Annotated in this window: 20 protein-coding genes and 1 tRNA gene; 1 reads left to right on the top strand and 20 read right to left on the bottom strand. The window is 36.3% G+C overall.

From position 1 onward, the window contains the following. Positions 1-43: 43 nt before the first annotated feature. From JHK62_RS06815 to pbp1b, 16 genes are all read right to left on the bottom strand, one after another. Positions 44-1,207, bottom strand: coding sequence for an AbiH family protein (locus JHK62_RS06815; protein ID WP_199576018.1), 1,164 nt, complete (start codon positions 1,205-1,207; stop codon positions 44-46). A 37-nt stretch (positions 1,208-1,244) separates the two neighbouring features. Continuing rightward, entirely contained in the window at positions 1,245-2,516 is a 1,272-nt protein-coding gene (locus JHK62_RS07920) for a hypothetical protein (protein ID WP_246447928.1), read from the bottom strand. A gap of 3 nt (positions 2,517-2,519) precedes the next feature. Continuing rightward, positions 2,520-5,531 (bottom strand): type I restriction endonuclease subunit R, EcoR124 family, encoded by a 3,012-nt coding sequence (locus tag JHK62_RS06805; protein WP_199576017.1) that lies wholly within the window; start codon positions 5,529-5,531, stop codon positions 2,520-2,522. A gap of 260 nt (positions 5,532-5,791) precedes the next feature. Then, the gene (locus JHK62_RS06800) at positions 5,792-6,991 is read right to left on the bottom strand and encodes an acetate kinase (protein ID WP_199576016.1); all 1,200 of its coding nucleotides are present in this window, start codon (positions 6,989-6,991) and stop codon (positions 5,792-5,794) included. 54 nt (positions 6,992-7,045) lie between these two features. Beyond that, entirely contained in the window at positions 7,046-7,999 is a 954-nt protein-coding gene (locus JHK62_RS06795) for a class I SAM-dependent methyltransferase (RefSeq protein WP_199576015.1), read from the bottom strand. Positions 8,000-8,073: 74 nt separating this feature from the next. Next, a complete protein-coding gene (comGG, locus tag JHK62_RS06790) occupies positions 8,074-8,397 on the bottom strand; it encodes a competence type IV pilus minor pilin ComGG (protein WP_199576014.1) in 324 nt (107 codons plus the stop codon). Next, positions 8,375-8,809, bottom strand: a complete 435-nt coding sequence (gene comGF / locus JHK62_RS06785) for a competence type IV pilus minor pilin ComGF (protein ID WP_199576013.1) — start codon at positions 8,807-8,809, stop codon at positions 8,375-8,377. Before comGF ends, comGG begins: the two co-directional genes overlap by 23 nt. Further along, the gene (gene comGE / locus JHK62_RS06780; protein ID WP_199576012.1) at positions 8,796-9,065 is read right to left on the bottom strand and encodes a competence type IV pilus minor pilin ComGE; all 270 of its coding nucleotides are present in this window, start codon (positions 9,063-9,065) and stop codon (positions 8,796-8,798) included. The genes comGF and comGE overlap by 14 nt, the downstream gene beginning before the upstream one ends. Beyond that, the gene (comGD, locus tag JHK62_RS06775) at positions 9,043-9,486 is read right to left on the bottom strand and encodes a competence type IV pilus minor pilin ComGD (protein WP_199576011.1); all 444 of its coding nucleotides are present in this window, start codon (positions 9,484-9,486) and stop codon (positions 9,043-9,045) included. The genes comGE and comGD overlap by 23 nt, the downstream gene beginning before the upstream one ends. Next, positions 9,446-9,775 (bottom strand): competence type IV pilus major pilin ComGC, encoded by a 330-nt coding sequence (gene comGC, locus JHK62_RS06770; protein ID WP_199576010.1) that lies wholly within the window; start codon positions 9,773-9,775, stop codon positions 9,446-9,448. Before comGC ends, comGD begins: the two co-directional genes overlap by 41 nt. A 4-nt stretch (positions 9,776-9,779) precedes the next feature. Then, complete coding sequence (comGB, locus tag JHK62_RS06765; RefSeq protein ID WP_199576078.1) at positions 9,780-10,790, bottom strand: competence type IV pilus assembly protein ComGB; 1,011 nt, start codon at positions 10,788-10,790, stop codon at positions 9,780-9,782. Continuing rightward, the gene (comGA, locus tag JHK62_RS06760; RefSeq protein ID WP_199576009.1) at positions 10,741-11,682 is read right to left on the bottom strand and encodes a competence type IV pilus ATPase ComGA; all 942 of its coding nucleotides are present in this window, start codon (positions 11,680-11,682) and stop codon (positions 10,741-10,743) included. Before comGA ends, comGB begins: the two co-directional genes overlap by 50 nt. A 145-nt stretch (positions 11,683-11,827) precedes the next feature. Then, positions 11,828-12,190 (bottom strand): DUF1033 family protein, encoded by a 363-nt coding sequence (locus JHK62_RS06755; RefSeq protein ID WP_199576008.1) that lies wholly within the window; start codon positions 12,188-12,190, stop codon positions 11,828-11,830. A 104-nt stretch (positions 12,191-12,294) separates the two neighbouring features. Next, complete coding sequence (gene rpoC / locus JHK62_RS06750) at positions 12,295-15,927, bottom strand: DNA-directed RNA polymerase subunit beta' (protein ID WP_199576007.1); 3,633 nt, start codon at positions 15,925-15,927, stop codon at positions 12,295-12,297. A 73-nt stretch (positions 15,928-16,000) separates the two neighbouring features. Then, entirely contained in the window at positions 16,001-19,588 is a 3,588-nt protein-coding gene (rpoB, locus tag JHK62_RS06745; protein ID WP_199576006.1) for a DNA-directed RNA polymerase subunit beta, read from the bottom strand. A 303-nt stretch (positions 19,589-19,891) separates the two neighbouring features. Further along, entirely contained in the window at positions 19,892-22,204 is a 2,313-nt protein-coding gene (gene pbp1b / locus JHK62_RS06740; RefSeq protein ID WP_246447930.1) for a penicillin-binding protein PBP1B, read from the bottom strand. A gap of 174 nt (positions 22,205-22,378) precedes the next feature. Between pbp1b and tyrS the strand changes: the two genes are divergently transcribed. After that, positions 22,379-23,635 (top strand): tyrosine--tRNA ligase, encoded by a 1,257-nt coding sequence (gene tyrS / locus JHK62_RS06735; RefSeq protein WP_199576004.1) that lies wholly within the window; start codon positions 22,379-22,381, stop codon positions 23,633-23,635. Between the two features lie 75 nt (positions 23,636-23,710). Here the strand turns inward: tyrS and JHK62_RS06730 are convergent, their stop codons facing one another. The 4 genes from JHK62_RS06730 to JHK62_RS06715 form a co-directional block, all read right to left on the bottom strand. Beyond that, positions 23,711-24,529 (bottom strand): metal ABC transporter permease, encoded by an 819-nt coding sequence (locus tag JHK62_RS06730; protein WP_199576003.1) that lies wholly within the window; start codon positions 24,527-24,529, stop codon positions 23,711-23,713. Continuing rightward, positions 24,522-25,229 carry a metal ABC transporter ATP-binding protein gene (locus tag JHK62_RS06725; RefSeq protein WP_199576002.1) on the bottom strand — a complete coding sequence of 236 codons (708 nt, stop codon included), beginning with the start codon at positions 25,227-25,229 and terminating at the stop codon, positions 24,522-24,524. Before JHK62_RS06725 ends, JHK62_RS06730 begins: the two co-directional genes overlap by 8 nt. Then, a complete protein-coding gene (locus JHK62_RS06720; RefSeq protein WP_199576001.1) occupies positions 25,226-25,675 on the bottom strand; it encodes a zinc-dependent MarR family transcriptional regulator in 450 nt (149 codons plus the stop codon). The genes JHK62_RS06725 and JHK62_RS06720 overlap by 4 nt, the downstream gene beginning before the upstream one ends. Before the next feature lie 119 nt (positions 25,676-25,794). After that, a tRNA-Asn gene (locus JHK62_RS06715) sits at positions 25,795-25,868 on the bottom strand. Between the last annotated feature and the right edge of the window lie 16 nt (positions 25,869-25,884).

Here is a 25,884-nt window from a genome sequence, read left to right as displayed (position 1 = left end):
TCTTTCTTTTAATTTTTTTGATTAGTATTTATTTTACAACTGATTAATCAAGCATTTCTTTTGCTAAACCATTTGAATCCAAACTATGAATAAACGCTATTTTTCTTTCTCCAGTTAATTCTATCATTTTATCCTTACCTAGAATAATAGTTAAATTCTTTATAATTGAACGTTTTATTTTTTCATCATAATAAGTAAAAATATATTTATAACCATAAACATTTTTATCTGTTAAATTAAAACATTCTTGAAATATTTCTTTATCAAGAGGATCAACTGAGTGTCCAAATATTATAATATTTTTTCTATTTTTAACAGAAAAACCATGATTCCCTATGTGATTTCTTACCTTAAAAAAATTTTTAAAAGCGCTCCCAGTTTCTTTAACAATTCGTTGATAGTACTTTTGATAAGGAATTAAATCACTGTTAATCTTTCCAATTTCCTTATCTTCTATCCCAAAAACCATTGTATTAATCTTAGAAAACTGTCGTTTCATATCGATTTTCCCATGAATATAATGTAGTTGTTCCTTTGGGATATTAAAAAGCTTAACTGGTGTATCAGTATAATTAAAAGTAATCACTTTAGAAATTTCAATATTCTTTATGGCAGCTAAGGCTGTGTCAGAGGTAGTTAAGTGATTAACTTCAAAATCAAGATATTCTTGGAAAGAAAGATAAATTTCCAATAATTCTGTTACTTGTTCTAAATCCTTAATTAATAAAGTATTAACTTTTTCTAGAATCAATGATTTCTTTAATGGACTATCAAAATATCTATCACTAATGATTTTCATTATAAATTCTATTTCTTGATAATTATCTTTACCATACAATCTCTCAAAAAAGAAATGATTTCTTGCGATACTTCCTTCTTGTTTTGAAAATATATAGCCAGACAACTTAGTAATATTTTCTTTAACAAAATAAAAAGCTTCTGCAAGTTCTGTAATAGCTAATTCAATACTTGACCAGTTATCACCTAGTTGTTTTTTATTTTCATGAATATATCTAAGTATATTATTGTCTTTGTACTCACTAATGTCGAAATTTGTATCTTTTTGAAAATGATACCATTCATCAAATCCATCTGGTTTATTTTCATTCACTAATGAATCAAAAAAGTTTAAAAAATCTGTATAGCTAGTCTTTCGCTTCATCGCTAAATCAAAACCATTACCAAGTATTAATATATTATCCGCCATATTTAATTACCTTTATTGTCAAGATAGTGTTTTATATTTATAGTGAATCAACAATTAATTCACCCGTACCATTAAATTTTTCTAAACAATCTTCTGAGGATATTTTACCGATTTTAAATTGTTCAAATAATTTCAAAAATTGATAAGAATCAATAATTAAGACATTATATAATGAATTTTTAGCAATACTTACAGTCTCTTTGCTGATTTTTGTTCTTGTCTCAGGATTACTATCCTTAAATCTTGTTACAATAATAATTCTTTTTATATTTTCCAAATCAATATTATTGCTCTCTGAAAATTTATAAACATGTGTCATCAGTTGAGATATATTAGATTTTTTGATGTCTTTTGTTAACCCTTTAAACTCAAACATATAATGAAAATTATTTTTTTTAAACAAAAAATCTTCATCTTTAGTATCAATAAAATCATCATTGAGATTAAACATCTCTGATAACATGGAGATTAAAATTTCTTCTAATTCTTTGCCAGTTTTATATAAAATAGATTCATATTTTTTATTTGTATTTATCTTCTTTTGAGCACTATAGATTAACTTTTTAGAATCTTCTATATTTTGTTTTTCTTTTGCAATAGCATCAAAATAAATTTCATCATCAAACATTTTTAGATTATTAAACCATTCAGGTGCTTTTTCTAGATTATCATTAGCATATACTTCACCCATTAAACTATAAAATTTTTCCGAGTCATCTATTTTTAAAGTTGTTAAAGCAAAACGATCATTTTCAAAAAAAACAAGTTTTTTACTACCATCTGATAGTATTCTTTTACCTTTATCAACTGATAGATTGTCACTTCCTTGTTCAGATTTATCGTCAAAATAAAAGTCAGATTCAATCTTTAAATTGTTTATAGTTGTATATGTTTTTTCATAATAAAGGTCAAAATTAGTATGAATGATTATCTTTTTAAGATTTTCAATAAACTTTGCAATAATATTTTTTAAATCGATTTCTATAACTTGTTCTGGGGAGTTATATCCTTCCCAATATTCAGATATAGAATATTTTTGATTTTGTGGTAATAAATAAAGAAATTTTGATGAGTTTGATTGTTCTATTGCTTTTCTTAAGTTTTCAAGGTCGTTGTCTATATTTAAATATTTAAAGTTATTACTTTCTGAATAACCAAAACTATCATAAGTCCACACATTGTTATCAGTTAAATCAATGATATTCAAATCATAAGAATCTAACGAAACAAAATTATCAAATCGATGACAGTCTTTAATATCAAAGTTATTGACATTTTCTCCAGAATAATTTATTAATTGAATTTTCATATCCTATCTCCCCACTTTCAATGGCTCGATAACCTCTTCTATCAGTCTGATATAGTCATTTCTGATTTCATTTTTATAGCTAAAGATGTTGAGCGGTTCAGCAACTTCATTTTGGTAGTCTTTATAGCGCTGACTCTGGTTGAGGTCTTGTTCTCCGAGTTGGCGCTTTTTACCTTTTTGATAGTGTTCCACCAAGTACAGCAACTCATCTACTCCGATATACCATTTTCTTGCTAGCTCTTTCACTTCTTTTTTTATCACTTCGTCAATCATTTGTTGCAGGATGTAATTGACCGACTGTCCGCGATAACTTTCAGGATCGAGTTGGATTTGTAGCCATAGTGTTGAGATTAGTGCTGCCAATCCTTGATTAGTCTTACCAAGATTGTCGATATAGCCATCAATCGCTTCAATGTCTTTTGGTGTCATCTCTTTTTGATCATCATCGCTTTCTGGGATGAAGGATTGGATAAGACTAATAATATACTCATAGTTAATCTCATCGATATGAACGGACTCTAACGTATACATGATATCTACAAGGACACCATCATCGCCACCATCACCACCTTCTGAGCGACGCTTGAGTTCGGCTAGGACATTTTGATAAAGTCCTTGGTAGTTTTCTAATAATTCTTGTGTTAAATGATTTTCTTGATAGATGGTCTCTTCATCATACTCAAAATAAACTTGAATGGCAGCAAAGGCTCTATCAAAGGCTTGGTAGTTTTTAGCAAATGTTTTCAAGATAACCGTACTAACAGCTTCAATACCTGTTTCAATATCAGGATTATCGCTCAAATGTGCTTGAAAAATCGTCAGTGCTTCCTCAAAAATAGCTTTTGCTTCTTCCCAATCAGGTGCTAGGATGTATCCCGACCCTTCTTTACTGTTAGAGTAAAGTCTAATGGCATTATCCACACTCTCCTTATAGTGCTCAGGTCTTTGGAAGGTAACGATTTGCCCATAGCGCTTTCTACTATCAAAGATACGATTAGTACGGCTAAAGGATTGAATGATGTCTTGAGGCGACATGGGTGGTCTATCAATAAAGAGGGTGGACAGACAAGGCGCATCAAAGCCTGTCAAGAGACGATTAACCACAATCACCAAATCCAACTGTTCACGACGATGCTGATAGATATCACGTTTTCTCGCCAAGCGATTATTGACATCGGTATTAAAGCCACGTAAATCAGTCAAACTAAAATGCGTGTCAAATTCTTGGTTATAATCATTAATTGATGCTTGCATCTTCTCTTGATAGTCGATAGAACTTTCTTCATTTTCTGTGACCGAGTAGGTGATGGCAACCTTAGGAAAGTCAGGCAAGACTTTCTTGACCTGATTTGAAATCTGAACTCGCTTTTCCCCGCGTTTAACCGCTTGAATCAAATCATAATACTGTTGAGCAATCGGAATCGATTTAACCGTTAAAATCGCATTGTAGGTCTTTCCAACCCCTTTTTGAAAACCTAGCTTGCTTCTTGATTTATTGATGATATAATCAATCACCTCTAACATATGTTCTTCATCTTCATAGTATTCATCTTGAATATCATCTTCACTCTTAATTTGATCACTATGAATCGTGTTGACATACTCGACTTTAAAGCCTAAAACAGCTTTATCATGAATGGCATTTCTAACCGTGTACTCATGCAGTCTTTCCCCATAGAGTTGTTCTGTTGTTTGTGGCAAATCCCCCAGCGCCTGACGTTTGTTCTCACCAAAAATTGGTGTTCCTGTAAAACCATACCACAAGGAACGTTTAAAGAAGGTGGCTAGTTTTCTTTGCGCAAGAGGACTAACTGCCCTGTGACACTCATCCACAACAAAAGCCACGCGCAGACCTCTAATCTTTTCAGCTTCACGCTGATATTTCCCATCATCAACCTTACGTTGCATGGCCTCTAATTTTTGGATGGTGGTGACAAGAACTGTTTTTTCATCGCTATAGAGCCGTTGCACCAATTCCTTGGTATTGTCCGTTTCATCAATGGCAATCGTGTCATTTTGAGCATAGGACAAAAAACTAGACGTCGTTTGCTGATCTAGGTCACGTCTATCCACGACAAAAATCGTTTTATTAATCGAGTTGATTTGCAATAGATTTCTTGCCACCTTATAAGACGTCAAGGTCTTACCAGAACCAGTGGTATGCCAGACATAACCTGACTTGCCTTGATAACTAGCTTCTTGTACCGCTTCAACCGCATGCACTTGATAAGGTCTTAAAAGAATTAAGGCCTTTTTGGCATCATCAATGACCGAATACTGCATGACCATTTGATGGGCACGGGGAATCCGTAACACCTCATCGGCAAAAGCAAATAGATTGATGATAGGTTGATTGTTAGTATCAACCCACTTGGTTAAAAACTGGTCGTTAAGCTTGTTTTCTTTGGCAGCAGCAATATAGCGTGTATCAGTCACGTTTGAGACGACAAACATTTGAAGACTGGAATAAATCCCTTTGAGTTTGTTTTCTCGTTCATATTTTCTGATTTGATGAAAGGCATCCATGAAAGGATGTTGATGATTTTTCAACTCGATATGAATCATGGGAAGACCATTGATGAGTAGTGTGACATCAAGACGTCTATCCTTATCCGCTGGATTGACCTTTGGTCTTTTGACTTGGTTGACCACTTCATAGGAAGATTTCCCACCAGCAACATTATCACGCCAAATAACCGCCAAACGAATGGTGCCAAGTGTCGCATCTTCTCTTTGCACCTGTACCTTAGCGATACCATTTTCCCCAGCCAGCCATTTAGCAGCCTCATAGTAATTGGTAAAGGTCAACTGCACCTTGATTTGCTCTTTTTCTTGTTTGGTCAGTAGGTTCTCACCAAGAATAGACAGATTATTTTGCTCCAGTTTTTGAAAAAAATTCTCCCAAAGAGAATCTTCTGTCTTTAATTCTGGACGATAAGACCATTGACTATCGCCAGTGATAAGTTGTTCAATCAAACGCTTTTCAATTTCAAGTTCTTTCGTTGTTTTTGCCATGACATCTTCCCGTATCTTTATACTTTTTTATATTATACCATATTTAGAGCGTTTTCACTGATGATATTTGAAGAATAATTGACTTATCATTTGAAAAACTTTGTTATGCAATCTAGCTTTGATAGCACTACGCTATCAGCCAATTCCCGCTTTAATCAGTATGATTATCCATAAAAAAGCTTTTTTAGCGCGTTTTATACGGGTATTTATACTTTTTCAAAGAAAAAAGCCGTTAGTTGGCTAACGACTTCATTGTATTGTTACTTGTTTTGATTTTTCAAGCGTTCTACATCGCGTGTAATCATCAATTCTTCATCAGTTGGAACTGATAAAATAGCCACACGAGAGTTTTCACTTGAGATGATGCCTTGGTAACCAAAGACATTCTTTTCTGGGTCAAGTTCTAAACCAAACCATGAGAGACCATCAACGATATCTTGACGCATATGTGTGCCGTTTTCTCCCATACCAGCGGTGAAGACAATGGCGTCAGCTCCGTTTAAAACAGCTAGGTATTGACCGATGAATTTCTTAATGCGATCAACAAACATCTCATAGGCAAGTGTTGCGTTTTTATCGCCTTTTTCTTTGGCACTCTCAATATCACGCATGTCATTTGAAAGGCCAGAAACACCAGCAAGCCCAGACTCTTTGTTAAGCATATTGACAACTGCTGCGGCATCTTTTAATTCTGGCACTTCATTGACCAAGTAAGGAATGATGGCTGGGTCGATATCACCAGAACGTGTTCCCATCATTGGACCAGCAAGTGGAGTGAAGCCCATTGAGGTATCAATACTCTTACCGTATAAGTTAGCGGTGATTGAGACACCATTTCCGATGTGAGCCGTAATGATTTTCAACTCTTCAACAGGTTTACCTAAAAGTCTTGCTGCTTCTCTTGAAACGTAGAAATGACTTGTTCCGTGTGCTCCATACTTACGAACTTTATAGTCAGTGTAGTATTTTTCAGCAATTGGGTAGCGGTAAGCTAACTCAGGCATGCTTGAGTGATAAGCGGTATCAAAAACGGCTACACTTGTGATGTTTGGTAATAATTTCTTAAATGCTCTCATTCCATCTGCAGCCGCACCATTGTGAAGAGGCGCCAACTTAGCTAGTTCAGACACTTTTTCAATCGCCGCATCATCTAAAATAACAGAATCGCTAAAGTCTTCTCCACCAGCCACGACACGGTGACCAACGCCGGTAATTTCTTCAAATTCTTCGATAATCCCATGTTTTTTAAGGTCAGCAAGTAGTAATTCAACCGCTGCTGTATGGTCAAGGATTTCAAGAATCTCTTCTTCTTTGTTATCTCCATATTTCACAGTAGAGATAGCATCTGATTTACCAATTCTTTCAATAGCCCCTTTTGCCAATACCTCTTCTTCAGGCATTCTATAAAGTTGCCACTTAAGACTTGAACTTCCAGCGTTAATTGCAATAGTTTTTGACATAATTCACCTCAATTTAGCCTTTCTTTCTATTGTTCCATTATAGCAAAATTTAGCTTAATTGTAATGGTCTTTAACCCATTTTTTGAAATTTTCCATAAATTCAATCAGATTTTCCTTGTCCTGCAAATCAGAAATAGGGTAAGCAAATGTTTCGATAGTCTTTTGGGATTTCTTTTTCATGAGAAAAAGTGACTTGGCATTGGCTTTACTACCAAAGAGATTCTCAGGCAGAGTCAAAACGGCGAGTAAATCCACCGCATCGACCAACCAATGCTTTAAAAACGTGCTTTGCTCACTCGTTAAAAGATCAAAAGGCGCTAAAAAGATAGCAATTCCATCATCCTTAAGATACTTAATGGCTTGTTCCATCATCAAGTGGTGGGCATAAGTGTGGCCTTCTTTAGCCGCTACGAGATACCTTGAAGCAATAGCATCATTAGGGTAGTAACCGACAGGTAAATCACTAATAATCACATCACTTTCTTTTAAGATATGAGGACGAACAGCATCTGCTTGGAAAAAGCTCACTGATGAGTCGATAATTTCTGAAATACTGGCTGCCAAATCAATTAATAAATCATCTAATTCTATCCCAAGATAGGTGAGTTTTTTCTCACTATTAGTGGCAATTGTTTGAGCAAGATTGCCTGTACCACTTCCCATTTCAATCACCGTTAGTGGTTTATCAGCCGTCACTGTCTCCATTAAAAACAAGATTAAAAAACCAATAGCATCCGGTGTGAATTGGTGGTTTGTCTGTAATTTTTCATACTGATTCATTTTGATAAAGAGGTATTCAAAAGTTTTGCGCCATTCCTCTTTGGTTAGAGATAAGTGATGAAGTTTAGCATTATTTTCTTTGACGCTTGCTATTTTTTCACTACCTTCTAGGTAATAACCATTTTGTTCAATTAAAGCATCATAAAGACTTGTCTTCAATTGATTTGCAAGCACCTGAGTGTTCTCCCAGATAAGATGAAAGGCTTGTTCAATAGTCTCGAAATTCATATTTTCCTCCTTGTCTAATCATATCAAAAATAAGGATAAAAGAAAAGAAAGCCTTTTGTGGCTTACTTCGTTTTTTAATGACTCTCTAAAGAGGGCGTCAAGAAAGTGTAGGAAAAAGTCTGCTGATTCGTTAGTTGCACCTGGATGGAGATGTTTTCTTCTGTTTTTTCATAGCTTGTTTGTCCTTCTTTAAAGATGAGTTGACCTTTATCTTTACTGGCTATTCTAGCTGTCATTTGTGCCATGAGATAGGACTGGCTTTGACTGATTTGGGCTTGATGCTGCCTTTGACTAGCAAGAACACGCCCTAGATAAAATTGCAGGAGCATGGCAAAAATAGCAGAAATGAGTAGGGCATAGATGAGGATGCCCGCTTTAACTCTTTTCTTTAAAAGCATAGACAAAACTCCTTTCTTGACCACCATCAAAGCTCAATTTTAGGGTGACGATTTGTTTTGTTTTTTCAATAGTCACCGCCTTGACATGATAAATCATCGGCTGGTAACCACGGCCACTGGCACTTGTCTTTCTAAAATCATCTTTTTTATATTTCCCAAAGGCAAGCGCTTTTTGATTTTTGGTCAGGCATATTTTTTGATTTTCAATCTTATCAAAGCTAGCACCATCCCATTCTTGACGCAATTGCTGGCAAAATAGCAACCACTCCTCATCATCATGAGTAGATAGGTGAGTGATATGACTATTAAGACTTTTTGTGAGTCCTTGATAAATAGTCAAACTCCCTGCAATGACAAGTAGAGACACTAAACATTCAAGGAGGGTAAAAGCTCTAACCTTATTCTTCAACAACCGACATCACTTCCTCTCCCTGATAAAATACTCTGAGGCTATCTGAGGTTTCTTTGACATTAATCGTTATCTCATCAACAGTCAGCTCACTTTGATTGGTTTGAATAGCCATACTTGCCACATTTAACACTTGTTCTTGTTTGATATTGTCTTTGATTCTTTGACTGTCTTTACTAAGTTCTTCTAAAATAACAGTTGTCACCATAACCAATAAAGCTAGGGCAATTAAACTTTCAAGGAGAATGTAAGCTTTCAATGTCTTTTTTATATTTCCCACTCCCTATGTATAGTTGGTATTTTATTGTCTGATGGTCTGTTTCAAAAATAATTTTCTTTAACGACGAATTCCCACCAGCTTGATTAAAGGTAATGGTTAGATTTTCTTTCAAGTGAACACTTTGAGGGAGTTTTAAGACATCCCTATCAGTCGAAATGGTCTGATCGCTAAAAATCATCGTCCTCTTTTTTTGAGTGGCTAAACTAAGTTTTTGCGTGTCTTGATAGAGATATTCGAGATTCAAAAAGAACAATCGTTCTTCCATTTGACTCAAAATGTTAGTCACAGAAGCTGACAAACTAAGCACCAAAAAACTAGTTGTCGCAAGTGTCAGCAGACTTTCAAGTAGTGTAAACGCCTTAATTTGGTACTTTTTGGGTTTCCTCGGTGTGATTAGCATAATACTCCTTATATCCAGCGACTTGTTTTTCAGTGATGCTGCCGTCAGCTAATAATTTGGAAATACTAGCAGCATCATTTGACCCTAGCTCATAAAGATCAGCTTGACTCTCAACAATTTTAACAATCGCCGCATTCCCTGTCGCTTGAATTTTATCTTTTTGCTTATTCAAATTAGGAACAAAAAGTAGGAGCAAGACCGAAATGACGAACAAGACCATCAACATTTCTATTAATGTAAAAGCTCTGACAGTTTTCTTTTTTAAAGTCGTTAATAGTGTTTTTTTCATAAAATTAAACCTCCAAGGTTTGATAAATAGGTAAGAGCATGGCAGCATAAATCATCACAATGACGATGGCTACAAAGAGAAAGACAATTGGCTGAATCAGTTGTGTTGCTTTGGTCACCTTGTTAAAAAATAAGCGCCAAAGCTCCTGAGCATAAATTTCTAATTCTAGTCCAAGTTTTGATTTGATTTGGCCATATTCAATGATCAAACTGAGTTCCTTGACAAAAAAAGGATAGCTCGCAATTTTTTCATGAAAAGTCATACCAGACAACAAGGCTTGTTCTAGCTCCTTGCCAACTTCTTGAAATAACCTCGATTTTTGTTCTTGCATCAATTTAACGACAACAGAAAGCTCAATGCCTTGACCAATTAGATTTCCCCATTCACGAGCAAAAAGGGCACTTAAGTAGCACTGGATAAAACCACCTAAAAAAGGAATTCGACTAAGAAAGCGATAAAGTTTCATTTTCCCAAGACGATGAGACAGACCATAACCTACAATGATTAATCCTATAAAGATAAGAAAAACAGCAAAGAAAACGTTTGGAAACTGCGAAATTATCCTTGTTGCTAGATTACCATTTTCAACATCAAGCAACATATAATTTTTGAGTCCCATCATGATTAACATCATAAATCCCAGTAATACTAGTGGATAAGTAGCCACTTCAATTAGTTTTTTCTTCACCAGAATAAGGTTTTCAAGATAAGTATTAATCTTACTTAGACTTTTTTGAACATTGCCATGACTATCTGCTAGAGCAACTTGCGTGACGACATTATCTGAAAAGCCAATCGAAGCAAAAATATTTGATAGGCTAAGTCCACTAAGCAATCCTTCTTTCATTTGCGTGGTAACTGACGCTTTCAACATACGGCTTCGCTCCAAAAAAGTAACTGTTTCAGAAAGGGTGAAGCCACTAGCATAAAGATTATGAAACAACTGACTAATCTTTTTTTGCTGTCTAAGTGATAATCTCTTCGGCTTCTTTTTGCTCCTTAGTGATATGTCCATCTGTAAAAAGTGTTTTAAGCTGTTTATTCCATTGACTTTGGGAATAGTTTTGATAATTTTCTTTGGCAAAATCAATAAGCGCTCCTCCTGCTATTAGCCTTTGATAGGCAACCCCATTAAGCGTGTTGGCTAATTCTTCTTTTGTAACTCCTAATTCTAATAAACGATGATAAACACCTGAGATGCTTTTAGCATGTAGTGTTGAAAAAATAATAACACCTGTAAGACTAGCTCTTATGACGGCCCTGGCTGTCTCTTTATCTCTTATCTCACCAATGATTAAGACATCAGGACGATGCCTCAATGATAATTTAATCAGACGGTCGTAAGTCATCTCAATACTATTGTTAATCTGAAGTTGCAACATATTGTCTTGTCTCATCTCAACTGGATCTTCAATCGTCATGAGTTGTTTATCGGGAAATTTTTCTCTAATCAGGTGATACATAAGCGTTGTTTTACCACTTCCTACTGGACCAGCAAAAAGATAGAGTCCTCTCACATATTGCTCTTGAAGCATTTTTTTATCACCATCAAACCAAAATGCTAAGCTTTCTTGATTGTCAAAAAGGAGCCGTATGACTAAACTCTCAAATCCCTTGTAATCACTCACGCTTGATAACCTTAGTGAAATGGCTTTTTCGTTATCATAAAGGTAATCACAAGCTCCTAATTGACTACGCCTTTTTTCACCAACATTCATCCCCGAAACAAACTTGAAATGACTAATCAAGCCAATCATCTCATCATTAGAATAAGAAGCTATCCAATGCCTTTCATCCTTTATCCTCATATATAAGTCATACTGACGAGTTTTGGGGATAAGATAGATATCCTGCGCTTGTTTTTCAACAGCTTGTTTAATTATTTTTCTGCCTAATTCTTGTATCATTATTTTCCCCTTCACTAGACTATTCGGATTATCATCTTAAAATTAAAGATCTTTTTTGCGACAAAAAAATACCGTTATTAAAATAACGATAGGCATCTTTTATAAGATAAACTGTTATAAGGGAAATGATATGAACATCATTTGCTTAAAAATTAAGTGAACAAGATGGTGGTGTTGAGACTTGATTCCCTGCATTAAATTTTTCTTCATGAAGTGTTTCAGCTACTATTTGGTCATCTTTTAACAATAAAAGCGAGTGGTATTGTTGAAGATCTTCATCACAGTCAACACACCATTTTTTTTCATTATCATCCCAAAAAGCTGCTAGAAAATCACTTCTACTTTGAAAACTTGGATAGGTCTTTTTAAACTCTTCCCACTTTTTAGTATAAAAAGAAAGAGCCTCTTTAAAACTTGCAAATGTCTTTTCAGAGACAATATCATCTTTCCAATCTTCTAAAAACCACCATGGTTCAAAATCACCATAAATCTCAATTACTTGATACATAATTCCACATCCTTATAAAGACATTATATAGTAATATTCCTTATTAGCGAAAGAATTTGCTCACAGGCAAAATAAAAAGATTCGCAAAATGCGAATCTTTTTTACTATTCAGTGACTTCGACAGTTTCTTCATCAGAAATATTTTCTGATGTTTCAACTTCGTTAATCGCTTGAGGTTCTAATTGGCGATATCTTGCCATACCAGTACCTGCTGGAATAATCTTACCAATAATAACATTCTCTTTAAGTCCAAGAAGATGGTCTTTCTTACCACGGATGGCCGCATCTGTTAGGACACGAGTTGTTTCTTGGAAGGAAGCCGCAGATAAGAAGGAATTGGTTTCTAATGAAGCTTTGGTAATTCCCATCAAGACTGGACGGCTTGTTGCAGGAATACCACCAGAAATCACAATTTCTTTATTAGCATCTGTAAAGTCTGAAATATCCATCAAAGTACCTGGTAATAGGTCTGTGTCTCCTGGATCCATAATACGAACCTTACGAAGCATTTGACGAACCATCACCTCGATATGTTTATCTCCGATTTCAACCCCTTGGCTACGGTATACTTTTTGCACTTCTGCTAAGAGATAAGTTTCAACTGATAAAGTATCACGCACTTCAAGTAAGTGTTTAGGTTGAATAGAACCTTCTGTTAAGGCTTGACCGCGAAGAACAGTATCACCAATTTCAACTTTTAGACGAGCTGTGAATGGGACAACGTATTCTCCATCACCAGTTTCACCTTTAACAAAGACTTTCTTAGTACGAGTTGATGCATCTTCTTCGATGTCAACAATTTCACCTTTAACTTCAGTGATAACCGCTTCCCCTTTAGGATTACGTGCTTCAAAGATTTCTTGAATACGTGGTAACCCTTGAGTGATATCGGTATTTGAAGCCACACCACCGGTATGGAAGGTACGCATGGTTAACTGAGTACCAGGTTCACCGATTGATTGAGCAGCAATTGTACCAACTGCCTCACCAACTTCAACAGCATCACCAGTGGCAAGGTTAATACCGTAACAATGACGACAGACACCGTGTCTAGTGTTACATGTAAAGACTGAGCGGATAGTGACTTCTTCAACACCAGCATTAACAATCTTAGCGGCAATGTCTTCTGTAATCAATTGATTTGCACCAATGATAACTTCACCGGTTTCAGGATGTTTCACTGATTTCTTAGAATAACGTCCTTGTAAACGTTCTTCAAGCGTTTCAGTCACTTCTCTATCATCTGTAATAGCAGTGATAATCAGACCACGATCGGTACCACAGTCATCCTCACGAATAATCACATCTTGGGCAACATCAACAAGACGACGAGTCAAGTAACCTGAGTCAGCAGTTTTAAGGGCTGTATCGGTCATCCCTTTTCTAGCACCGTGTGTTGAGAAGAACATCTCAAGTACTGAGAGACCCTCACGGAAGTTAGAAAGAATTGGAAGTTCCATGATACGACCATTTGGTGCCGCCATCAAACCACGCATCCCCGCAAGTTGAGAGAAGTTTGAAATGTTACCACGCGCTCCTGAGTCCATCATCATAACGATCGGGTTCTTAGGATCTTGTGTTTCAATTAAACGACGTTCCAAGGCTTCTTTAGCTTCACGCCATGTTGTTGTCACAGCTTCATAACGATCTTCATCAGTCATCAAACCACGACGGAAGGCTTTGTTAATAGATTCTACTTTGGCATGGGCAGCATCAATGATTTCTTGTTTATTATCGATAACAGGAATATCTGAGATACCAACTGTCAAGCCAGCCAAGGTTGAGTGATAATAACCTAAATCTTTTAATCTATCTAAGAAAGCAGAAGTTTCTGTTGTTCTAAAACGTTTAAAGGTCTCAGCAATGATATTTCCAAGATTCTTCTTCTTGAATGGTTCATTTAAAGGAAGAGCTTTAATCGCTTCTTTAACATCAACACCAAGCTCTAAGAAGTACTTATCAGGTGTTCCATCTGTTAGGTTAGCATTATTAGGTTCTTGCAAATATGGTAAATCAGCAGGCATAATATCATTGAATAAAATTTTACCAACTGTTGTGACCATGATTTTATGTTTTTGATTATCTTTCCATGGCTTGTCAGTCATGCTATCAACAGCAATCCCAACACGGCTATGAAGATGAACATACCCATTTTGAAGCGCCATAACAGCTTCGTCACGGTCTTTAAAGACCATACCCTCACCTTTTCTACCTTCATCTTCCATGGTTAAGTAATAATTACCAAGAACCATATCTTGAGATGGGGTAACAACAGGTTTACCATCTTTAGGGTTAAGAATATGCTCAGCAGCAAGCATTAATAGACGTGCTTCTGCTTGTGCCTCTTCTGATAAAGGCACGTGAATCGCCATTTGGTCTCCGTCAAAGTCAGCATTGTAGGCCTCACAAACAAGTGGGTGAAGTCTAAGGGCACGACCATCGATAAGAACAGGTTCAAAGGCTTGAATACCAAGTCTATGAAGGGTAGGTGCGCGGTTAAGAAGAACAGGGTGTTCTTTAATCACTTCTTCAAGAATATCCCAGATACGTTCATCACCACGCTCAATTAAGCGTTTAGCTGCTTTAACGTTTTGGACTAAATCACGAGCAACGATTTCTCTCATCACAAATGGTTTGAATAATTCAATCGCCATTTCACGTGGCACACCACATTGATACATTTTAAGGGTTGGTCCAACTGCGATAACTGAACGGCCTGAAAAGTCAACACGTTTTCCAAGAAGGTTTTGACGGAAACGCCCTTGTTTCCCTTTAAGCATATGGCTCAATGATTTCAACGGACGACTTCCTGGTCCAGTAATTGGACGACCACGACGACCATTATCAATCAAAGCATCAACAGCTTCTTGGAGCATTCTTTTTTCGTTTTGAACAATAATACCAGGTGCATTGAGTTCCAAAAGACGTGCCAAACGGTTGTTACGGTTGATCACACGACGATAAAGATCATTTAAGTCACTGGCTGCAAAACGACCACCATCCAATTGAACCATTGGACGAAGATCAGGTGGGATGACTGGCAAGATATTTAAAATCATCCATTCTGGTTTATTGCCTGATTTACTAAAGGCATCAAGAACATCTAAACGACGAACAGCCTTAATACGTTTTTGACCAGAAGCTGTTTTTAATTCTTCTTTTAATACAGCAATTTCTGCATCAAGATCAACGCGTTTTAATAAATCTTGGATGGCTTCAGCACCCATCTTAGCGATAAATGATCCGTGACCATATTCTTGTAATTTTTCACGGTATTCACGTTCTGTTAAGAGTGATTTTGGCTCTAATGGTGTGTCTTTTGGATCAATGACAACATAGGCCGCAAAATAAATGATTTCTTCCAAAGAACGTGGGCTCATATCAAGTGTCAAGCCCATACGACTTGGAATACCTTTAAAATACCAAATATGAGAGACAGGTGCTTTTAACTCGATGTGCCCCATACGTTCACGACGAACTTTTGCACGAGTGACTTCAACACCACAGCGGTCACAAACAATTCCTTTGTAACGAATGCGTTTGTATTTACCACAGGCACACTCCCAATCTTTTGTTGGACCAAAGATAACCTCATCAAAGAGTCCCTCACGTTCTGGTTTTAAGGTACGGTAATTGATTGTTTCAGGTTTTTTAACTTCACCATAAGACCATGAACGGACTTTGCTTGGTGAGGCTAATGTGATTTGCATACTTTTAAAACGATTTACGTCAACCACTAGTTATTACCTTTCTTTTTTACTTCTCATCATATTAACATGAAATCTTTAAAATTCAGTTGTTAATAATTGTTTATGTTAAAGATGTGTCATCATTAACTTTTTTCTCTTCGCTAGCAAATTCTGCAGCTTCTTGTGCTTGTTTTTCACGTGCTTTTTCAAGATCATCAACGTGCATCACGTCATCATCTTCACCTTCATCAAGATCACGAAGTTCAACTTCTCTATCATCTTCATCAAGGACTCTCATGTCTAGACCAAGAGATTGTAATTCTTTGACAAGCACACGGAATGATTCTGGAACACCTGGTTTTGGAATTGGTTTTCCTTTTGTGATAGCTTCATAAGCTTTCAAACGTCCAATCACATCATCAGACTTGTAGGTCAAGATTTCTTGTAGAACGTGTGAAGCACCATAAGCTTCAAGGGCCCAAACCTCCATCTCACCGAAACGTTGTCCACCAAATTGTGCTTTACCACCAAGTGGTTGTTGGGTAACAAGTGAGTATGGTCCAACTGAACGTGCGTGAAGCTTATCATCAACCATGTGGTGAAGTTTGATCATGTACATGACACCAACAGAAACACGGTTGTCAAAAGGTTCACCGGTACGTCCATCATAAAGGACAGTCTTAGCATCGCTATCCATACCAGCTTCTTTAACAGTTTCCCATAAATCTTCTGCAGTAGCACCATCAAAGACTGGTGTTGCCATATGAACACCCAAAGTACGAGCAGCCATACCTAAGTGGAGTTCCATAACCTGACCAATATTCATACGTGATGGCACCCCTAATGGGTTCAACATGATATCAACTGGTGTACCATCTGGTAAGTAAGGCATATCCTCAACTGGTACAATACGAGAAACAACCCCTTTGTTACCATGGCGTCCAGCCATTTTATCTCCAACTTTAACTTTACGTTTCTGAGCAATGTAGACACGAACTAACATATTGACACCAGATTGAAGCTCATCACCATTGGCACGAGTGAAGATGCGAACATCACGAACAACACCATCACCACCATGTGGCACACGAAGAGAAGTATCACGAACTTCACGAGACTTGTCACCAAAGATGGCATGCAAGAGACGTTCTTCAGCTGATAAATCTTTTTCACCTTTTGGTGTTACTTTACCAACAAGAATGTCACCTTCTTTAACTTCTGCACCAATGCGAATAACACCCATTTCGTCAAGATCTTTAAGGGCTTCTTCACCGACGTTTGGAATTTCTCTAGTGATTTCTTCAGCGCCTAGTTTGGTATCGCGTGTTTCACTTTCAAATTCTTCTAAGTGAACAGAGGTATAAACATCATCTTTTACCAAACGCTCACTCATGATAACCGCATCCTCAAAGTTGTAACCTTCCCATGTCATGTAGGCAACAATTGGATTTTGTCCTAGAGCCATTTCACCATTTTCCATTGATGGACCGTCAGCGATAAAGTCTCCTTTTTCAACAATATCACCAACTTTGACAAGAGTTCTTTGGTTATAAGCAGTTCCTGAATTAGAGCGACGGAATTTAGTGATTTGGTAAACATCAAGACCACCGTCTTCTCTGCGAACTTCAACTTTTTCGGCATCAGAATAAATAACTTTACCGTCATTTTGTGCAATAACGGCAGCTCCTGAATCGTGAGCTGCTTGATATTCCATCCCTGTACCAACGAGCGGTGCTTTTGGATCAATGAGTGGCACAGCCTGACGTTGCATGTTGGCACCCATCAAGGCACGGTTTGAGTCATTGTTTTCTAAGAAAGGAATACATGCTGTCGCAACAGCAACTACTTGTTTAGGAGAAACATCCACATAATCAACAGCACTGATTGGGAACTCTTGGTTATTACCTTGATGACGTCCCATAACGATTTCTTCAGCAAAAGTGCCATCTTCATTAAGAATAGAGTTTGCTTGCGCTACTGTGAATTCGTCTTCTTCATCAGCTGTCAACCATTCAATGTCACGAGTAACCACACCTGTTTCCTTATCAACTTTACGATATGGTGTTTGGATAAAACCATATTTATTTAAGTGACCATAAGATGACAAGTTGTTAATCAAACCGATGTTTGGTCCTTCAGGTGTTTCAATCGGACACATACGACCATAGTGGGTGTAGTGAACGTCACGAACTTCATATCCGGCACGGTCACGCGTCAAACCACCAGGTCCAAGGGCTGATAGACGACGTTTGTGTGACAATTCTGACAGTGGATTATGTTGGTCCATGAACTGTGACAATTGTGATGACCCAAAGAATTCTTTAATCGCTGCTGTTACTGGTCTGATATTAATAATTTGTTGTGGTGTCAAGGCTTCATTGTCTTGAACACTCATACGTTCACGCACATTTCGTTCCATACGTGCTAAACCGATACGGAATTGGTTGGCTAACAATTCACCAACAGCACGGATACGACGATTACCCAAATGGTCAATATCATCTACTTTTCCAAGACCTTCTGAAAGGTTCAAGAAATAACTCATTTCAGCCAAAATATCAGCTGGTGTTAGATTTCTAATTTTTTCATCAGGATTTGCATTACCAACAATAGTGATAACTCTTTCTGGGTCAATTGGTGAATAAACCTTGAATTTTTGTAGAACAACTGGTTCAACAAGTACAGCATAATCATTTGGCGTATATGCAAATTTGTTTAAATCACCATCAATATGTTCTGAAATACTATCAATGATTTCACGCGTCATCACAGTGCCAGCTTCAACAAGGATTTCCCCTGTTTCTGTGTCCACTAAGTTTTCAGCAATTGTTTGATTTAAAAGACGTGTTTTAACATTTAATTTCTTGTTGATTTTATAACGACCAACAGCCGCTAAATCATAACGACGTGAATCAAAGAAACGAGCAATCAAAAGACTACGAGAACTTTCTGCAGTTTTTGGCTCACCTGGACGAAGGCGTTCATAAATTTCTTTTAAGGCTTCATCTGTTCTTGAGTCACTTGGATTTTTATGAATATCTTTTTCGATAGTATTTCTAACGAGATCACCATCACCGAAAATATCAATGATTTCATCATCGCCAGAGAATCCTAGCGCACGAATAAGTGTTGTAAAAGGAATTTTACGAGTACGGTCAATCCTAGTATAGGCAATATCTTTTGAGTCAGTTTCAAGTTCCAACCATGCTCCGCGATTAGGAATAACTGTTGAGCCATACCCCACTTTACCATTTTTATCAACTTTGTCATTAAAGTATACACCTGGTGATCTCACCAACTGGCTAACGATAATTCTTTCTGCCCCATTAATGATAAATGTTCCCATTTCAGTCATTAATGGAAAATCACCGAAGAAGACTTCTTGCGTCTTAATTTCACCAGTTTCTTTATTGACTAAGCGAAAAGTCACAAAGATAGGTGCCGAATAGTGAGCATCATGAGCTCGAGCTTCTTCTAAAGTATATTTAGGTTCTTTAATGTCATACCCTAAAAATTCTAGTTCCATTGTATCTGTAAAGTTAGATACAGGAAGAACATCCTCAAAAACTTCCTTTAACCCATGATCAAGAAAATCTCGAAATGAATCGGTTTGAATTTCAATCAAATTTGGTAAATCAAGAACTTCTTTGATTCTTGAAAAGCTACGACGTGTACGGTGTTTCCCGTATTGAACTTCATGTCCTGCCAAGTTTTCAACTCCTTTTTTCTAATAGGCTTGTTAAACAAGCAAGTGTCAACAAAATAATAGTCCTTCTTGAATTTTCAGAATATTTAAGAATTGATTACAATTTATAAAAAATCCTAAAAATGAGCACAAAAAGAGCAGCTAAATCTGACTAATAAGTGTGATTTAACTGCTGTAAGTCTTAGTTGGACAATATTTCAACTAAAACAGACGACAAAATTCTATAATATTATACCTTATTTCCTTGCAAAAATCAACCTTTTAAATGATTCTTAGGTGATCCCTCAGATTGTAAAAATCATTAGTTTATTCTTTTGGTTTTGGTTCTGGTTGCGGATTGCCTCCAACAATTTTAGACCAAGCTTTAGCATAGTCACTATCTGTCCCACCAATAGCAAACTTATAAGTTGTGGCTCCTGGACCATTTTTAGCCCATAAACTCGTTGTTGTTGAACCACCAACGTTGATTGTTTTACCATTAAGAGAAACCGACCCAGGTTTTAATCCCGTTGAGTTTAAAACAGAAGCACTAATCACACTAGAATCCATTGTAAATTTCTCTGATGTCCCTAAAATATTAGGATCTGCATTATTAATAGCTGTCACAAGATGGGCAACATAATTGGCATGATTATTATAGCCTGTTAAAGCCGCTAAAGAACTGTTATCATCGTGACCCGCCCAAGAACCTAAAGAAACAGACGGAGTTGATAGCATCAACCAAACATCTGAGGTATCATTTGTTGTTCCTGTTTTGCCAATCCAGTCAGCCCCTAGGAGGTTGCCATTTAGACCACTCAATCTTGAAGCAAAGGTTGTGGTTGCTCCTGAACTAATAGGCCCACGTAAGAGTGAGGTCATAATATTTGCGGCTGCTTTAGAATAAACTTGAATTGGTTCTGGTTGATGTTCATAAATAACATTTCCATCAATATCAGTGATTTTTGAAACAATGTATTCCTTTAAGAAAACACCATTATTTGCAAGTGCTTGATAAGCATTGGTTTGTTGAACAACAGATGTTTCAATACCCCCACCTAAAGGAAGACTCTCTATATCATAATAAGGAATGGAATAGCCCATCTTTTCCATATAACCCTTAACGTCTACACCTTCTTTAAGAAGCATTTGGTAGGTCCAAAAAGCAGGAATGTTCCATGATGTATTAAGAGCTTCTTGAAGGGTCACCATACTAGTTCCCTCATCAGCGCCATGCATAATCTTTTGACCACTTGAAAAAGTTGTTGGATAGTTGGATAAAATGCTAGCACTTCCCATTAAGCCTTGATCAATAGCCGGACCATAGGCTAATATTGGTTTAATACTTGAACCTGGTGATCTATAAGTATCAAAAGCATGATTATTTTGATTAGTATTATAATCGCGACCACCGATAAAGCCAATAACAGCACCTGTTCGATTATCCAAAAGAACATTTCCCATTTGAACTTGACCGGTACCATCATCTAATAAACCACCAAAATTTCTAGCAACATCTTGCATGGCATTGTGAACATTTTTATTGATGGTTGTCGTAATGGTATAACCTCCTAATTGAATAGCTTTCAAAGCTTTTTCTTCATAGGCTTGTTTGGTATCATCATTTTTTAAATCTTGCTCAGAAACACCGTCTTTTTCCACCAAATAATCATACATAATATCTTTAGCTTCAGATAGAACGGTATAGTAAAGATAATCATGATTATCTTCAACAATAGCTTCTGGTTGTCTGAAATCTTGTCTCAAATCATAAGCTTTGTAGCTCTCATAATCTGCTTTTGATAGTTGACCTGTTCGATACATACTATATAAAACATTTTGAGCTCTTTTAAGACCAATAGCCATATCTTCTTCCGTTTTAAATTCACCAGTCGAAGTATAAGGCGAATAAACAATAGGACTTTGAGGTAAACCAGCTAGAAAAGCTGATTGTGGAATAGTGAGATCCTTAGCAGAAACACCAAAAATACCTTGTGCTGCTTCTTCAATACCTGCAATATTTTGTCCCTTGTTATTTCGTCCAAAAGGAGAAACATTAAGATACTTTGTTAAGATTTCATCCTTATCCATATATCGTTCAAGTGACAAGGCATAAATAATTTCCTTAGCCTTACGCTTAAATGTTGGATCATCACCCAATACTTGTTGTTTTAGTAATTGTTGTGTCAAAGTCGATCCACCACTGGTTTCACCAATTCCCAAAACAGAGGTCAATGTAGCCCTAAAAACCGCTTTTGGAACAACGCCTGGATGACTTCTAAAATTCTCATCTTCAGTAGCAATAATAGCATTTTTAATATTATCAGAAATAGCATCACTACCAACAGGTGTTCTTAACAAGTCAGTATTAATCGTTGAAATCAGGGAGTCATCAGCATAGGTCATCTTAGAAATACTGGTTAAAGTACTAACATCAGCAATCAAAGTCTCTCTATCAGGAATTTCAACATCATCAATTTGACTTGCAAAATAACCAAAACCAATCCCAATACCTAAAAAGGCAAATAAGACTACGATGGCATAGAAAAAATCAGACATCAGCTTCAAGGTTCTTAGGAAAACTGAGCCAATATCCATCGGAGTTAATTGAGAGGATTTAGAAGATTTTTTGCCACTCATTTTATTTTTTAAGGATTGCGCCTTTTTAGCAATTCTATCTTTCAAACTATTATTATCTGATTGTTTCATAAAAATACCTCATTTTCTATTATAACAAATTTAACAAGACTTGCATAGAAACCCCTCTTTTTGTTATAATGACCAATAAGATTATAAAAAATGGAGAGTAAGATAATGACTATTTTCAAAGAATTAAAAGAACGTGGTTTGATATTTCAAACAACTGATGAAGAAGCGCTAGAAAAACAACTGGCTGAGGGATCTCTTGCTCTTTATTCTGGTTACGACCCAACAGCTGATAGCCTTCATCTAGGTCACTTGGTTCCAATTATCGTGATTCGCCACCTACAACTAGCAGGCCATAAGCCATATGCCCTAGTTGGTGGTGCTACTGGTCTAATTGGGGACCCATCCTTTAAAGATGCTGAAAGAAGCCTTCAAACTAAAGAAACCGTTGAAGGCTGGAGTCAAAGTATTCAAAAACAATTAGCTCGCTTTCTAGATTTTGAAAAAGGTGACAATAAAGCTGAGATGGTCAATAACTATGATTGGTTCCAATCTATCAACTTCATTGATTTTCTTCGCGATGTTGGTAAATACTTTACCGTTAACTACATGATGAGTAAAGAATCCGTTAAAAAACGTATTGAAACAGGGATTTCTTACACTGAATTTGCCTACCAAATCATGCAGGGCTATGACTTCTACGAACTCAATCGAACTCACAATGTCACTCTACAAGTGGGAGGAAGTGATCAATGGGGCAACATGACTGCTGGCACTGAACTCTTGAGACGAAAGGCCAATAAGCAAGGGCATGTTATTACAGTTCCTTTAATTACCGATTCCGCTGGGAAAAAATTTGGTAAGTCAGAGGGCAATGCTATCTGGCTTGATGCCAACAAAACGTCACCATACGAAATGTACCAATACTTTGTTAACACAATGGATGATGATGCCATTCGTTTTCTCAAGATTTTCACTTTCTTATCGCTTGATGAGATAGAAGAAATTAAAGTAGCTTTTGAAAAAGAACCACATAAACGTCTTGCACAAAAAATATTAGCTAAAGAAGTGGTCACTTTAGTGCATGGTGAAAAGGCTTTAGAAGAAGCTATTAACATCACTGAACAACTCTTTGCAGGTAACATCAAGAATTTATCCGCTAAGGAACTAAAACAAGGCTTAAATAACGTTCCAAACTATCAGGTTACAAAAGAAGATAACCTTAACATTGTTGAGTTGCTTGTTGCAGCTAACATTGTCACTTCAAAACGTCAAGCACGTGAAGATGTCACTAATGGTGCTATTTATATCAATGGTGACAGAGTGCAAGATGTCAATTATATCCTTTCAGACACTGATAAAATTGATGGCGAACTAACAGTTATCAGACGTGGTAAAAAGAAATATTTTGTTCTAACTTACTAAAATAAAACAATAAAACCAGTTTAAGGAGTTGCCCTTAACTGGTTTTTTTATTTATAAATGATGTCTATGCCATTCTTATTTTCTTAGCAGTTTAGCGATAACACCAATGATACTAACAATTAGAAACATGGTGATAAAAATAATTGTAATCGTTGCACTCGCTGGTGTTTTAGCCCAAAATGAAATAAAAATACCAAGGACCATGCCAATAAATCCAATTAAAATACCATAGGTAATCACTGATTTAAAACTCTTACCAATTCTCATGGCAATACTTGCTGGTAAAACCATAATAGTTGAAACTAAGAGGGCTCCAGCAGCCGGAATCATCAGCGAAATGGCAACACCTGTCACTAGGTTAAAACAAATCGACATTAGCCTTACAGGTAATCCATCGACAAAGGCTGTTTCTTCATTAAACGTCAAAATATACATTGGCCTAATAAATAGGATTGTCAAAAGAAGTACAATTAAAGCAATAGTAAACAATGCTATAACTTGTTCTGAAGTAATCGTTATAATGGAACCAAATAAATATTGCTCTAGACCAACACCATTAGAATTATTAGCTTTACTGATAATAATCAGCGAAATGGCTAAACCAAACGACATCAAAATGGCCGTTGAAATTTCCATATAATGGCGATAAACGGTCCTTAAATATTCAAGTACAATAGCTGCTAAACTTACCACCAAAATGGTTGTCCAAGTTGGCGAAATACCAATGAAAACACCTAAGGCAACACCTGCCAAAGAAACGTGGCTTAGGGTATCACTCATCAAACTCTGACGACGAAGAATTAAAAAAATACCCAAAATAGGTGAAAAAATACTGATTGCAATAACAGCAAGGAAGGCTCTTTGCATAAAGTCATAGGATAATATCTCAAGCATTTTGTTCTACCTCCTGATTATCACTATGAACGTTAAAACAACGCCAAGGTAAATTTTGATTTCTCACCAGATGAATATTTCTATCCGAATACTTTCTAACTTCTTCAGGATCATGGGTAATCATCAAAACCGCTTTGCCGTGTTGATGAGAGCTATGGTGCATCAGCTCATAAAAGGTTTCAACCGTCCCTATATCCATCCCCGTAGTTGGTTCATCTAAAATAAAAATATCTGGATCACTAGCAAACATTCTAGCAATCACTGCTCTTTGCTTTTGACCACCACTCAAGCTACCTATAGCCTTATGACGATTTTCCCACATTCCAACTGACTCTAAACTGACTTTAATGTGTTCTTCATCATGAGCATTAAGCCTTCTAAACCAACCTTTTCTAGGAAAGCGACCTGATTTTACAAATTCATAAACAGTGCTTGGAAAACCAGCATTAAAGCTAGCAATTTGTTGTGGAAGATAAGCAATTCTAAGTTTTTTTCCTTCTTTATTAACTTTAGAAAGCTCAACCGTCCCAACTTTAGGTTTTAAAATGCCAAGAGTTGCTTTAATCAGTGTAGATTTTGCAGCGCCATTTTCACCAGTTAAAGTCACAAACTCACCACTATCTAAATGATAATTAATATTTTCTAAAACTGGCTCAGCATCATATTGAAAAGCTAAATTTTTAACAGTAATATATCTCATTTTTCTCTTTCTAATGTTTCAGACAATTGTTTCAAAAATTTATCAATGACAAGCTGTTCATCATCTGAAAACGATTCTAATAAATGATCATAAAAGGCTAACGTTTTTTTATGATGATGCTGATGTTCAGCCGCAATAGGTTTAGCTAACTCTGTCAGTTCAAAATAAGTAATTCTAGCATCTTCTTTATTCTTAGAAAAAGCTAACATCCCTTGTTTTTCAAGACTTTTAATCGCTTTAGTAACAGCAGCTTGACTAATATTCAATCTAATAGCCAAATCAGAATTAGTTAATTTTTCTTCAGCCAGGAGCATAAGAATATGTTCTTGTGTATTGGTTAATTTAATATCACTTTGACAGGTGCCAAGTAATAGCTCATGTTGATTCTCTGAAAATAATAAAATGTTATTAATCGCTTTATCAATACGTTGTGATAAGTGTTTCATAGAATTCTCCTTTATGCTTAACCAGTTAATTTCATTGATAATTAATAATATCACAAAAAACTTTAGGAATCAACCACTGACCATAAAAACAAAAAAACTAGCTTACGCTAGTTTAAATACTCCGGCAGTAGGACTCGAACCTACGACATCATGATTAACAGTCATGCGCTACTACCAACTGAGCTATGCCGGATTCTAGCTAAGCAACT

Source organism: Streptococcus pacificus (genome assembly GCF_016481305.1).
Classification (GTDB): domain Bacteria; phylum Bacillota; class Bacilli; order Lactobacillales; family Streptococcaceae; genus Streptococcus; species Streptococcus pacificus.
Note: the sequence above shows the minus strand (reverse complement) of the source record. Positions and strands in the feature narration are given on the sequence as shown.

Coding starts and splice junctions, on each gene's coding strand:
- pbp1b (WP_246447930.1), bottom strand. CDS start 22,204: ATGAGTGGCAAAAAATCTTCTAAATCCTCTCAATTAACTCCGATGGAT.
- JHK62_RS06795 (WP_199576015.1), bottom strand. CDS start 7,999: ATGAATTTCGAGACTATTGAACAAGCCTTTCATCTTATCTGGGAGAAC.
- comGA (WP_199576009.1), bottom strand. CDS start 11,682: ATGATACAAGAATTAGGCAGAAAAATAATTAAACAAGCTGTTGAAAAA.
- comGD (WP_199576011.1), bottom strand. CDS start 9,486: ATGCTAATCACACCGAGGAAACCCAAAAAGTACCAAATTAAGGCGTTT.
- comGG (WP_199576014.1), bottom strand. CDS start 8,397: ATGCTTTTAAAGAAAAGAGTTAAAGCGGGCATCCTCATCTATGCCCTA.
- tyrS (WP_199576004.1), top strand. CDS start 22,379: ATGACTATTTTCAAAGAATTAAAAGAACGTGGTTTGATATTTCAAACA.
- JHK62_RS07920 (WP_246447928.1), bottom strand. CDS start 2,516: ATGAAAATTCAATTAATAAATTATTCTGGAGAAAATGTCAATAACTTT.
- JHK62_RS06730 (WP_199576003.1), bottom strand. CDS start 24,529: ATGCTTGAGATATTATCCTATGACTTTATGCAAAGAGCCTTCCTTGCT.
- comGC (WP_199576010.1), bottom strand. CDS start 9,775: ATGAAAAAAACACTATTAACGACTTTAAAAAAGAAAACTGTCAGAGCT.
- JHK62_RS06720 (WP_199576001.1), bottom strand. CDS start 25,675: ATGAAACACTTATCACAACGTATTGATAAAGCGATTAATAACATTTTA.
- comGB (WP_199576078.1), bottom strand. CDS start 10,790: ATGGACATATCACTAAGGAGCAAAAAGAAGCCGAAGAGATTATCACTT.
- JHK62_RS06755 (WP_199576008.1), bottom strand. CDS start 12,190: ATGTATCAAGTAATTGAGATTTATGGTGATTTTGAACCATGGTGGTTT.
- JHK62_RS06815 (WP_199576018.1), bottom strand. CDS start 1,207: ATGGCGGATAATATATTAATACTTGGTAATGGTTTTGATTTAGCGATG.
- JHK62_RS06800 (WP_199576016.1), bottom strand. CDS start 6,991: ATGTCAAAAACTATTGCAATTAACGCTGGAAGTTCAAGTCTTAAGTGG.
- JHK62_RS06805 (WP_199576017.1), bottom strand. CDS start 5,531: ATGGCAAAAACAACGAAAGAACTTGAAATTGAAAAGCGTTTGATTGAA.
- JHK62_RS06725 (WP_199576002.1), bottom strand. CDS start 25,229: ATGAGATATATTACTGTTAAAAATTTAGCTTTTCAATATGATGCTGAG.